Source organism: Cecembia lonarensis LW9, assembly GCF_000298295.1.
In the GTDB taxonomy this organism is placed as follows: Bacteria; Bacteroidota; Bacteroidia; order Cytophagales; family Cyclobacteriaceae; genus Cecembia; species Cecembia lonarensis.
The window spans coordinates 19,971-32,879 of record NZ_AMGM01000050.1; the positions used below are offsets into that span (position 1 = coordinate 19,971).

Sequence of the window (12,909 nt, forward strand, 5' to 3'; positions counted from 1 at the left end):
ACTAATCCTCCAAACTCAATATTTCCTGAATATCTTTGATATGGCCGAACAAAAGTAAAATATCCCCCTCCTCGATTTTAGTTTCTGCTGTAACTACTCCAGTGACTTTTTTACTTTTTGATTTTACTCCAAAAATATTAGGTTTTTCTTCCATTTTGATAAGTGTAAGAATGTTGATGTTATAATCTTGTCGGATTTTCGTCTCTGCAATCGTAAGTCCTATATATCTTTGAGGGGCTTTTACTTCGATGATATTGTAGTTATCCGATACATCTAAAGAGTCAATAACTCCCTTCATTTGAAGACTTTTGGCCATCCGTTCGGCAGAGTCTTCTTCAGGGTGGAGGATTTCATCAACACCAATGGCCTGGATGACAGTTTCATGCACTTTATTGATAGATCTGGAAATCAGTCTTTTTATCTGCAATTGTTTGAAAAGTGCCGTGACCATGATAGATGCGCCAAAGTCTTCGCCTATAGCAATGATAACTGCATCAGCTTCTTTACATGGGAGATTTCTTACCGCATGAATATCGGTAGCGTCCATAGCTATTGCATGGGTAATTTTATCTTTGACAGCTTCAACTTTATCCTCACTGGCATCTATACCAATGACTTCATGTCCATAACTGGTAAGCCTTTTGGCCAGGTGACCGCCAAAATTCCCTAACCCTACGATGATATATTTCATAATGATCTTTTTTTGATTATTAGGTAATAAAAACCCCCTCTTCTGGATATTTATATCGTAATGTTCTCGCTTTTCGTACAAATGCTACAAGCACCGTTAAGGTGCCGACCCTTCCTAAAAACATAATTACTGTAACGACAATTTTACTTCCAGTGGATAAATCTCCAGTGATACCCAGGCTTAGTCCTACAGTTGAAAACGCAGAGAAAATTTCGAAGGCAACACTGATCAATGGCATTTGGGGATCAAAAAGAAGCACCAAAAATACCCCAAATCCAATCACTAAAAAGGACAAAACGATAACTGCAAATGCTTTTCTGAGAGTTTCTCCTCCAATCTGCCTTTTAAATATTTCAACTCGGTCTTTTCCTTTTGTAATACTAACCACATTCAATACTGCTACTGCAATTGTGCTTGTTTTCAGTCCTCCTCCTGTAGATCCTGGGGATGCACCTATCCACATCAGAATAAGATAAATCAGAACAGTTGGCAAAGCTAATGCAGACATATCTACAGTATTAAATCCAGCAGTTCGAGGCGTGACAGTCCCAAAAAAAGCAGTTACAAACTTGCCGTAACCTGAGAGACCTGCCAGCGTATGATTGGATTCAAAAATCCAATACGTCACAAAACCAATTAAAAGTAAAATACCTGTAGTATAGACAATCAAACGTATGTTGACATTCACCACTCGGGGAGCATGTTCATATTCTTTTTCTTTGGTAATCATTTTGGTTGTATCTACTACCACATGCTTAAGGTAATTGAAATATCCAAGCACCACAGGAAAACCGATACCACCCAAAATAATGGTGAATGCAATTATCAAATGAACTGTATATTCTTCTCTGAAACCAACCTCGTAGAGTCCATCACCAAGAATGGAAAACCCCGCATTGCAAAACCCTGAAATGGCGTGAAAAACTGAGAAAAATACCTGGTCTCCTGTGCTATTAAAAAGCCCTTGATCGATGATTTTGAAAATCAAAAGGGCGGCAACCCCTTCCGTGATTAAGGTGAATAAGATGATTTTTAACAAAGTGGAATTGATAGCGCCAATATTATCTTCGTTGATATAATCTTTTAAAAACAGCTGGTTTTGTAGGGAATAAGACCCTTTGAAGAAAAAACCAAAGAATGAAGTGAAGGTCATCATTCCCAAACCGCCAACCTGAAAAAGGATTAAAATAATGAATTGGCCTAGAAAAGTGAAATCAGAAGAAGTGTCCAACACGATTAATCCCGTCACACACACCGCTGAAGTAGAGGTGAATAATGCATCTATTAAGCTGATTCCTTCCTTGGTGGCATTAGGGAGGAGCAACATCCCAGTACCAATAGCGATTACAACCAGAAAACTCAAGATAAAAACTAAGGCAGGATGGATCTTTAATTGATTAACCGATAGGCTGAGCTTGCTCAATTCAATTAAGAAGAGAATAAAAATGAGGAGGTTGACGAAAATAGATTTGATAGGGAGATTCCCAATAACTATTGTATTGTCAATGTTTATAGCGCCAAAGTTGGCCAAGGAGACAATAAGTAAAAATAAGATGATGGTAACTTCAACAAGGTATCGGGCTATACTATACTTTTCGCTTTTGGAAAAGAGACGGATAATAAATCCTACTGACAAAAAAAGTAATAATACATAGTAAACCTTTCCTAAAACTCCGTCTTGGACATTCTCTCTAAATCCCAAATCGTATACTAATATCCCAAAAGCAATTAAGCTTAAGATCTGTAGCATCCGGTTGTTTCGATCAAAAACCTTCTTGATCAAAATAACTCTATCATCTGGACTGTTAAAAATTGATTTCAACTTAATGTACTTTTAAGAACTGTATCAACCAATCTCAAAAATACACTTTCAATACCTAGAATGATATAAAAATAAAAGTTTATTTGTTTCTAGTTAGAAAACTGTAGTTTATTTGAAGATGCTTTTCTAATAATTTTCTACGAAATGGTTGATAAATATTATTAATAGAAAAAAGGCCAATCGGCCCATTTTAAGAATTACTTGAAGACGGTTTTTCTTCCCCCTCAATAAACTGTTTCTGGATTTCGTCTACTTCTTCAGTTTTTGCATCCGTAAGCTTTTCATCAAAAAACCTGCCCTGAAAAATCAATATAATAGCAACACCTACAAAAATAGCAGCATCAGCTACATTGAAAATGGGCCATAAGGCTGTGTAACTTCCACCCCAAACCGGTATCCAATCAGGCAGATACCCTTCCCAAATATCGATATAAAACATATCGATTACCTGACCATGAAACCACGGGCTTGGAGCATTGTAAGGGGCGTTGTTTAACCAAACACCATAAAAAATACTGTCAATCAGATTGCCTATCGCTCCACCAAGAATCATAGAAATACAAATGATGTATCCCTTATGCATTTTCTGCTTGATGATATGGTACAAATAGTAACCTATACCAAACATGGCCAATAAACGGAAGGTGGTCAAAATCAATTTCCCATACTCCGTCCCCAGCTGCATGCCAAAAGCCATGCCTGGGTTGGTGGTATAATGCAACTTAAACCATTCGCCAAATACCTTGATCTGACCGGGAGTACCAAAGTCCATTTGATAATGGACCAACATTTTTACTGCTTGGTCCAAAATGATTACCAAAAAGGCAATGCCGAAGTATTTCAAATATTTCATGAATATCTTTTCAAAGTCACAGATTTAAGGAATTTTTCAAACAATACCCCTTCTTTGATTGTATTTTTTTAAGTTCTAGACTTTTTCAATTTTTACTTTCAATTCAAAATCGTCCATGTCCAATAAGGTAGCATCTTCTAAAGCACCATTTTGTTCCAACGAAAGCGCCTGGGTTTCTGTTTGAATATAGCCTGCAAAATTTGTCAATGCTGCGTCCACTAAGGCATCATGTTTGGCTACTTTGATGTGGATTTTATCCTGTACTTCCAGCCCCATGTCTTTTCTGAGATTTTGGATCCTGTTTACGAGGTCTCTGGCAATACCCTCCTGTTTTAATTCCTCTGTTAAGGTAATATCCAAGGCTACGGTCAATCCTTGATCAGAGGCCACTGACCAACCTGGGATGTCCTGAGAACTGATCAGTACTTCCTCAAGAAGAATTTCCATGGTCTCTCCTTCTACATCAATGGCAATGCTGCCCTCTCTTTCAATAACAGCAATTTCTTCTTGTCCCCAGGTTTTAATTGCCGCCACTACAAACCGCATTTTTGGCCCCAATTTCTTTCCTAAGACAGGCAAATTAGGTTTAACATCCTTTACCAAAACCCCTGAGGTATCATCTATGTATTCAATTTCTTTGATATTGACTTCGGACTTGATCAACTCTTCCACATGCTGCAATTGCTTCCTGGTCTTTTCATTCAATACTGGAACCATAATCCGCTGAAGAGGCTGTCTTACCTTGATACCGATTTTTGGGTTCTTCCTTAAAGAATGCACCAATGAAGAAGCTCTTTGCGCCAAATCCATGCTCTCCTCCAGGTCTTTGTTGATTAGGGAATTATCAGCAGAGATCCAGTCCGTCAGGTGAACGGATTCAGCGGCATTCCCGATTGCAGTGGTTAGGTTTCTATATAACCAATCCGCATAGAAAGGAGCAAATGAAGACATCAATTGGGTAAGGCTCAGCAGACATTCATATAAGGTTTCGTATGCCGCCTGCTTGTCCCCATTCATTTCTCCTCTCCAGAATCTCTTTCTCGCCAGTCGAACGTACCAGTTGGACAACTGGTCCACCGTAAAATTCATGATTGCCCTTGTAGCTCGGGTAGCATCATAGTTATCCATGGCTGCTTCCACCTCAGCAATCAGGGATTGTAACTTGGAAATGATCCATTGATCCAATTCTGCTCTTTGCGCTACAGGAACTGCCTTTTCTTTCTCATAGACAAATTCATCCAGATTGGCGTAAAGGGCGAAGAAGTTGTAGGTATTCTGCAAGGTACCAAAGAACCTTCTCTGTACTTCAGCTACGCCTTCCAGATTGAATTTCAAGTTGTCCCAAGGATTGGCATTGCTGAGCATGTACCATCTGAGTGCATCTGGGCCATATTCTTTTAGGGTTTTGAAAGGATCGATGGCATTGCCCAAGCGTTTGGACATTTTATTGCCATTTTTATCCAAAACAAGACCATTGGCAATGACGTTTTTGAAAGCAACTGAATCAAACAGCATTCCTGCTATAGCATGCAAAGTAAAAAACCAGCCCCGGGTCTGATCTACTCCTTCTGCGATATAGTCTGCAGGATAATTGGCTTTAAATATGTCTTCGTTTTCAAATGGGTAATGCCACTGGGCATAGGGCATAGCACCGGAGTCAAACCAGACATCAATTAGGTCTGTTTCTCTGAACATTTTCTCCCCTTTGGAAGAAACTAAGACCACATCATCCACGTAGGGGCGGTGTAAATCCATTTGTTTTCCTTCCCATGGAGATTTTTTCATAAAACCTTGGGCAATGGATTTCTGGATTTCTTCCTGAAGTTCTGCTACTGACCCGATACATTTTTCCTCTGTTCCATCTTCAGTTCTCCAAATAGGCAGGGGGGTGCCCCAAAATCTGGACCGGCTGAGGTTCCAGTCCACCAGGTTTTCCAGCCAGTTGCCAAATCTCCCGGTACCTGTCGCCTCAGGCTTCCAATTGATGGTCTTGTTCAAGGCAACCAATTTGTCTTTATAAGCTGTAGTTTTGATAAACCAGCTTTCCAAAGGATAGTAAAGAATGGGTTTATCTGTTCTCCAGCAATGCGGATAACTGTGCTCATATTTTTCGACCTTGAAGGCCTTGTTTTCATTCTTAAGGATGATGGAGATGATGATGTCGGTGTTTTTAAAATCCGCTGCATTTTCATCATCATTGGTATAATTCTTCACGAAGAAATCATCCGGGCCAAACACCTTATGGGCAGTGATTTGATGTTCCTTCATTTTTGCCGCCAGGTATTCTCCTACGACTGCGATGAATTTTCCCTGCTTGTCTACTACCGGAATGTCGTTGTCCTGTTCATCTTTGACGAAGATCCCTGGAACATTGTTCTGTACCAAAGTCCTAAAGTCGTCTGCACCAAATGCTTTTGCCAAATGGACAATACCTGTACCATCTTCGGTAGTCACATAATCTCCTGCGACTACGGTGAAGGCAGGGTGAGGAAGTGTCAGGGCCTGAATAGGGAATAGTTGCTCATATTCCCATCCAAGCATTTCTTTGCCCTTGAACACCTCTACTACTTGGTATGGAATCAGCTTGTCGCCGGCTTTGTAATCCTCAAGTGCAATCTCTTTGGCTTTAGGATTGAAATAGGCGTTCATCCTGGCTTTTGCCAGGATGGCAATCATAGGTTCGTGGGTATAAGGGTTGAAAGTCTTGACTTTCACATAATCCAGGTTTTCTCCTATCGCAAGGGCAGAGTTGGAAGGCAGCGTCCAAGGGGTAGTGGTCCAGGCGAGGATGTAGGTGTTTTCCTGTCCTTTCAATTTAAACTGAGCAGTAATGGAGGTGTCTTTGACGTCCCTGTAACATCCGGGTTGGTTCAGTTCATGAGAACTCAATCCTGTTCCTGCCGCAGGTGAATATGGCTGTATGGTGTATCCTTTGTAAAGGAGCCCTTTTTCATGAAGCCTTTTCAAAAGGTGCCAAAGAGATTCTATGTATTTGGCATCAAAGGTGATATAAGGATCGTCCAAATCGACCCAATAACCGATTTTTTCAGTCAGGTCATCCCACTCGTCTTTGAAGCGCATGACCGTTTCCTGGCATTTCTTATTATATTCCTCGACGGTGATTTTTTTTCCGATATCCTCTTTGGTAATGCCCAATTCTTTCTCCACTTGAAGCTCTACCGGAAGACCATGCGTATCCCATCCACCTTTACGCTTCACTTGGAAGCCTTTCAAGGTTTTGTATCTACAAAAAATATCCTTCAAAGTACGGGCCATCACATGGTGAATGCCGGGGGTACCATTAGCAGAAGGTGGTCCCTCAAAAAAGGTGAAGGTTTCCTCCCCATCTCTGTTGCTAACGGATTTGTTGAAAATATCATTGGATTTCCAATAAGAAAGGATGCTTTCTCCTATTTCTGGATAATCTACTTGTTTGAACTCCTGGTATTTTTTCACGGTACCCCTTACGATTTATCTTATTAATATTACCTGATAAAGGTGATAATGCTTTTGATTTTCAGTATTTTAGATCAATATTCAGCTGTCTTGGCTTACTGCTTAAAAGCCCTTTTGATGAATAAGGCGCAAAGTTAAGATATTTTGAGGAATAGGCAGATTTTGAGGGGTATAAAAGTGCAGGCAATGAGGACTAGGCTATTGAAAAAATACTTACCTTGAATGGTTATGAAATAATGATTTATGAAAAAATCCATATTGAACCCTGAGGAACTTCAGAAAATCTACTCCCGGATAGATCAATTGCAGTCAACAAGCCAGGCAAAATGGGGGAAGATGAATGTATCGGAAATGATGGCCCATTGTAACTTGGCCAATCAATCCATCATGAATGCTCCTCCTGCTGTTACTGCCCCTACTTTTAAGCAGCGTTTGGGCAAGATTTACTTCTTTTACCTGAAAAAAGAGTTCCCAAAATTTGCCAAAGGACCTAAAAGGTTTGATATGCAGGGCAAGGTCGATGAGAAAACCTTCGGGGAAGAAAAATCAAAGATGCAGTATATTCTCAAGAAGTTTGAAAAAATAGAGGGCAATATGCAGGGAATGCATCCAAGATTTGGTCCATTGAATCATCAGGAGTGGGGTATATTTGTATGGAAACATATGGACCATCACCTGCGTCAATTTGGGGTTTAAATTTATTGTTTGTTAAGAATTTTAAGTCTTTGCGACTTAGTACTTTATTCTCCCAAGCCTGATTTGAAGTCAGCAGTTTTATAGAGTTGGTCTGGTCTTTGTTTTACATCAGGCTCAACCAACTATTTAACATTATGAAAAAGTTACTTGTAATTTCAACAGTACTGTTTTTTGCCACTGTATATCAAGCCAATGCACAGATTGCTGCCGGGATTTATCGTTTGAGTTCTGCCACCTTTGCGTCAATCGGTACAGATCCTGACAATAAAATGTTTGGTGAAGCTAGGGTTTCCACTGGAGGTAGAGTTGGGATAGAAGGTACCTTTGGATACAATTTTGTCCAAAGTGATGAGGTCAATTTTTACAGTGGGTTTCATTTAGGGACAGAGGGAAACAGAGATGGTTTCTACCTCGGCGTGCCATTAGGTTTATTGGTTAAGCCTTTTAACCCCAAAAATTTCGGTTTTACAATGGAAGCCAGCCCCATTTTCCCCACCGAAAGAGGAAACTTCTTCCGTGCCGGGTTGGGACTTAAATATACTTTTAGGTAGTTAAAATACCCTCCAAGGGTTTAGATCCCTTGGAGGGTATTATTCAGCTCAATCCAAAAACCTCCAGGTACTTGTAAAGTCTTTTGGGATATCTCCTTTCATCCTTGCCCTGAGCAGTTCTATTGGGGTATAGTTTTGGGTGATGAAATAATCGTGGAATTCTTTTTCGGTCATTTGTCCACCTTCTACCATTTCTTGCCTTAGCCCATATACCTGTAAGCCGCCTATCATATAGGCCAATTGGTACAATGGACCATATCTGCCTTCAAAGGACCTTCGTACCTCTGCTTCTGCATTGGCCCGCTCATGCCCAACGGCATCTACCAGGTAATCGATACACTGCTGAGGTGTCCATTTGCCCAAATGGTAATTGAGCGAAAAAACGATTCTTGCAGCCCTGTGCATTCTCCAAAAAAGCATGCCGACTCTATCTTCTGCATTTCTTGGAAAATTTTTATCCCATAAGTTGAATTCCCAATACAAGGTCCAGCCCTCTACCCAAAATGGGGTATTGAAAACCCGGCGGTGGGGGAAATGCCTCTGATTCATGAATTGTTGTAAGTGGTGTCCAGGAATCAGTTCATGTTGTACAGTTGCCCTTGAAAAATGGGGGTTGTTCCCTCGCATACTCATCATTTTTTCTTCATGGGTCATGGTAGAGGTGGGATAAGAAATAATAATGGTTTCACCACCTAGGAAGAAGGGACTAACTTTTTGTCTTTCAGCGGACATCATGGTGGTTCGCCAGGTTTCTTTAGCCATATCAGGGATGGTCAGGAGGTCTCTTGATTCTAAGAATTCAATGGCTTCATCGGCCATTTCTGCCACCATTTGAGGCCATTCACCTGCAGGGACATAAGTATTTTTAACATGTTCCAGGGCAGCTTTCCAATCTTTGCCATAGCCCAGTTCCTCTGAAGCTTTCAGCATTTCTGCTTCGCACCAGGCATATTGTTTTTCTCCTTCTTTGAGTAATTCTTCGGCAGTATAAGGAATCATGTTGTAGGCCAGTTCTTTCTCAATGGCCAATTTTCCAACAGGTTTGCCAATAATTCCTGAGCCATCATCCTTCACTACTGTATTCTCAAAATGGTCCTTTAAGAATGCGGCATAAGCTTTAAGCACCTCATTCATGCTTTCCATCGGCTTTTTCATCCACCAGGTAAAGTCAGGATCGTAGTCATAATAAAAGTTATAGGCTTCCTCTGTACTTTTTCTCAGGGCTTCGACTGTCTCAGCAGCCAACTCTGCTTTTTGCCATGAATCAAAGGGTTTAGACTTTTTCATGGCTTCCCATTTTGCTATGATGGCTTTTTCTGTTAGGGAAAAGGTGGCGGCCAATTCTTGGGATTGAGGTTTCACCGCCATGCGCCTGACCTGATAGAATTTTTCCAAATTATCCTTAAAATCTACTACATGGCTGACCTGCTTGAAGTCTTCATAGGCTAGCCCATGAAAGAATAGTTCTTTTTCCAAATGGTTTTTAAAAAGCTGCCAGTCCATCTTCCCATCAAGGGAATAAGCATCATACGGCATTTTATTTAGGGCGTCTATCCAATCATTGTAAAGCTTGGTGAATCTCAGGAATGACTCCTCGGAAAGCGGATTATTGTACTTTCGGGCCAAAGCGCCCCGGTCGGCTTGGTAGCTGCTGATGGCGGGGTATAATTCAGTAGCCAGCGAACTCCCGATAATTAAAACGCCTAGTAGAAAGGCAAGTATACCTTTTTTCATGATGGATACGATTTGAAGATGGTTAGGTGAATATAAAGTAGAAATAATTTCCCATTCATATTTCAAAAAGTAATTTCCGTTTTTCATGGGCAAAAAACCAATACCCTGTTGACCAATGGTTTGTTGATGTTGATGGGTGGTGTGTAAATAGAAGCTGATTAAATTCTTTAAGGCCATTGGGATATTTATGCAATAAGTCAACCATTGTCATTTATGGCATGGAATCAAAATAATTGAAGAAAAAAACTATATTTTTATCCCTGCAGATTTAAAATTATTTTTTAAATCTGCAGGGATAATTCAAGGATTAAATTATATCGGTTTTGACTTTTTGGTTTTCAAATCCCTATATCGTCGCTATATCATCTTTGACCTATACTCCTTTGGGGTTTCACCCTGAACTTTTTTAAATGCCCTGTTGAAATAAGAAAGATTCTGAAAACCGCTTTGATAGGCAATCTGCGAAATTGACCATTCACTTTCATGCAAGAGTTGACAGGCTTGGTGAATCCGTACCTGTGTCAAAAATTCGGTAAATGTCTTTCCCGTTCTTTCTTTGAAAAACCTGCAAAATGCTTCTTTGCTTAAGTTGGCCACATCTGCCACTTCACTTAAACTGATTTGGTTTTGGCTTTGGGAAAGGATAAATGACATCACCTGTCCCATGCGCTTACCTTCGGATTCTGTAAAATCTTTATGGGGAATAAGCCTGTTTAAAGCGGTGAGTTCCTGTGATTCTTGTAGGACATTCAAAATTTCCAAAGCCACAAGTATTTTTTTAACCCCTTTAATCCGGGATAATTCCTCAGGTTGTTTTTGAGGTTGTTTTTGGTACTCCCCTGTATAGTAAAACAGCCCTTTGTCTGTTGTAGCCACTGGTTCAGACCAGCAAATTCTTCCACCTCCATGAGGCTTTTTCCCAAGGCTTCGAAATCAAAAAACAAGGTATGTCCCAATGACTGCTTGTCTTCATGAGGATCAAAGTACTCTGCATCTGAACGGAACACGTGCGGCATATTGGCTGAAAACAAAAACATGTCACCAGGCTCAAACCGCCCTAGGTAGTCCCCTACCATCAGTTGCCCTTTCCCCTCGATGATCAAGGTGAGCTGCCATTGAGGATGCTGGTGTAGCTTGTCATAAAAATGTTTACCCGCATCCACCTGGAATCGGACAAATTCTTTATTGGGTTTAGGGATTTGGAATGAGATGATTTTTTTCATGAGGTAGTAGAAAAAGGCAATATACAGGACCCAATATGTAGGAAAGAAAATGAAAAGCAAGTGTTAGAATCTTTTTCCAGAACCATATGGCTTTAATTTTCCATCACTCTAAATTATTTTGTAAATTTAGGTATGCTAAGGGAGGATAAAAATATTGTCAAAGAACCAGACCTTTCTTATGGAGGTTTGTACAGTTATGCTGATTACTTAGAATGGAATTTGGATGAAACGTTGGAATTGATCAAAGGCAAAGTTTTCAAAAAAACAGCAGCTCCAAATAGATTGCATCAACGGCTTTCTCTGCACATTGCTTCAGAGTTTTACCAATTTTTAAAAGGCAAAACATGTAAAGTTTACGAAGCACCCTTTGACGTACGTTTACCGCATAAATCTTTAAGAAATGAAGATATCCACACTGTTGTCCAACCGGATATTTGCGTGATTTGTGACCCGGAAAAGCTAGATGTTGCAGGTTGTTTGGGAGCCCCTGATTTGGTTGTTGAAATTTTATCTCCTGGTAATAATCAAAAAGAATTACAGATTAAATACGCACTCTACGAGGAATCAGGTGTAAAAGAGTATTGGATTGTTTATCCCGTTGAGCAATCTCTGATTATCCACTTGCTGGTTAATGACAAATACAAGCCCAGCAGGCCCTTTACGGTAGGGGATGTAGTTGGTTCTTCCTGTGTGGAAGGTTTTCAAATGAACCTTTCTGAACTTTTTCAAGAATAAAAAACCGGGTGCTTTGGAGTAAGTGGAAGAAATCACAAGTTGGTAGCATCAATAATACCTAAGGGTTTGAAGGATTAACTTTTGATATCATATTGTTTTTTTAATTTTTATTTCTAATAAAAATATCAATATTATACCATTAAGGACTAAGCCAGTATGGAAAACATTGTTGAATAGGGCTTAATTTTGAAAAATAAAACTAATTATAGATTCTATGAACTGGCAAGGCGTATTTCCGGCAGTAACGACCAAGTTTCACCAAGATGGTAGCTTGGATATGGACATGTTTTTCAAAAACCTGGATGCCCAACTGGAGGCGGGTGTTCATGGAATCATTCTTGGGGGTACATTGGGGGAATCCTCAGTATTGTCTTTGGAAGAAAAAATCCAATTGACAACCGAAACCGTCAAATATATCAATGGCAAAGTTCCTGTAATTCTCAACATCGCAGAAGGTGCTACCAAAGATGCCATTTTCTGGGCAGAAAAGGCGAAGGAAATGGGCGCTTCCGGATTGATGCTTTTGCCTCCCATGCGCTACGCCGCGGACCATAGAGAAGTAGTCACGTATTTTAAAGCTGTCGCTAATAGTACAGACTTACCCATCATGATCTACAATAATCCTGTGGACTACAAGACCTTGGTTACGATAGCCATGTTTGAGGAATTGGCAGATTGCGCTAACATTCAGGCCATCAAAGAATCCACCAGGGATATTTCCAATGTGACCCGTATGCGCAACCGATTCGGTGACCGGTTTAAAATTCTTTGTGGGGTAGATACTTTAGCTATGGAGGAACTGGTCATGGGGGCTGATGGTTGGGTAGCCGGTTTGGTTTGTGCTTTCCCTAAAGAAACTGTAGCGGTTTATGAATTGGTGAAAGCAGGAAAGTATGATGAGGCCTTGGCCATCTATCGTTGGTTTTTGCCCCTGTTAGAGTTGGACATTCATCCAAAATTGGTGCAATACATCAAGTTGGCTGAACAAATGGCAGGTATTGGAACGGAATGGGTGAGAGCGCCGCGTCTGACATTAGTAGGAGAAGAGCGGGTCAAGGTTGAAAATATTATCAAAAGAGGCTTGGAGCATAGACCGGTGGTTTGAGAACTGGATTTAAGACTCAAGACATAAGACTCAAGACATAAGT

General features: G+C 40.3%; 11 protein-coding genes. 4 read left to right on the forward strand and 7 right to left on the reverse strand.

Annotation, left to right across the window (positions count from 1 at the left end; all coding sequences use genetic code 11):
• Position 1: 1 nt before the first annotated feature.
• The 4 genes from B879_RS14210 to ileS all read right to left on the reverse strand — a co-directional run bounded on the left by B879_RS14210 (position 2) and on the right by ileS (position 6,822).
• On the reverse strand, positions 2-691 hold the full coding sequence (locus B879_RS14210) for a potassium channel family protein (RefSeq protein ID WP_009185890.1): 690 nt from the start codon (positions 689-691) through the stop codon (positions 2-4).
• Between the two features lie 19 nt (positions 692-710).
• A complete protein-coding gene (locus tag B879_RS14215; protein ID WP_009185891.1) occupies positions 711-2,513 on the reverse strand; it encodes a TrkH family potassium uptake protein in 1,803 nt (600 codons plus the stop codon).
• A gap of 190 nt (positions 2,514-2,703) precedes the next feature.
• On the reverse strand, positions 2,704-3,366 hold the full coding sequence (locus B879_RS14220; protein WP_009185892.1) for a lipoprotein signal peptidase: 663 nt from the start codon (positions 3,364-3,366) through the stop codon (positions 2,704-2,706).
• Between the two features lie 75 nt (positions 3,367-3,441).
• A complete protein-coding gene (gene ileS, locus B879_RS14225) occupies positions 3,442-6,822 on the reverse strand; it encodes an isoleucine--tRNA ligase (RefSeq protein ID WP_009185893.1) in 3,381 nt (1,126 codons plus the stop codon).
• A gap of 243 nt (positions 6,823-7,065) precedes the next feature.
• On the opposite strand from ileS, the gene B879_RS14230 reads away from it, so the two are divergent.
• Positions 7,066-7,518, forward strand: a complete 453-nt coding sequence (locus B879_RS14230; protein WP_009185894.1) for a DUF1569 domain-containing protein — start codon at positions 7,066-7,068, stop codon at positions 7,516-7,518.
• Positions 7,519-7,652: 134 nt separating this feature from the next.
• A complete protein-coding gene (locus tag B879_RS14235) occupies positions 7,653-8,069 on the forward strand; it encodes a hypothetical protein (protein WP_009185895.1) in 417 nt (138 codons plus the stop codon).
• A 48-nt stretch (positions 8,070-8,117) separates the two neighbouring features.
• Here the strand turns inward: B879_RS14235 and B879_RS14240 are convergent, their stop codons facing one another.
• The 3 genes from B879_RS14240 to B879_RS23235 form a co-directional block, all read right to left on the reverse strand.
• Complete coding sequence (locus tag B879_RS14240) at positions 8,118-9,803, reverse strand: DUF885 family protein (protein WP_040400785.1); 1,686 nt, start codon at positions 9,801-9,803, stop codon at positions 8,118-8,120.
• A gap of 357 nt (positions 9,804-10,160) precedes the next feature.
• Positions 10,161-10,571, reverse strand: a complete 411-nt coding sequence (locus B879_RS23230; protein ID WP_009185897.1) for a helix-turn-helix domain-containing protein — start codon at positions 10,569-10,571, stop codon at positions 10,161-10,163.
• A complete protein-coding gene (locus B879_RS23235; RefSeq protein WP_238542143.1) occupies positions 10,553-11,026 on the reverse strand; it encodes a cupin domain-containing protein in 474 nt (157 codons plus the stop codon). The genes B879_RS23230 and B879_RS23235 overlap by 19 nt, the downstream gene beginning before the upstream one ends.
• Positions 11,027-11,158: 132 nt before the next feature.
• Here B879_RS23235 and B879_RS14250 point away from each other — a divergent pair, with 132 nt between their 5' ends.
• Entirely contained in the window at positions 11,159-11,761 is a 603-nt protein-coding gene (locus B879_RS14250; protein ID WP_009185899.1) for a Uma2 family endonuclease, read from the forward strand.
• Positions 11,762-11,975: 214 nt separating this feature from the next.
• Positions 11,976-12,866: a dihydrodipicolinate synthase family protein gene (locus tag B879_RS14255; protein WP_009185900.1), complete on the forward strand. Its 891-nt coding sequence runs from the start codon at positions 11,976-11,978 to the stop codon at positions 12,864-12,866.
• Positions 12,867-12,909 lie beyond the last annotated feature (43 nt).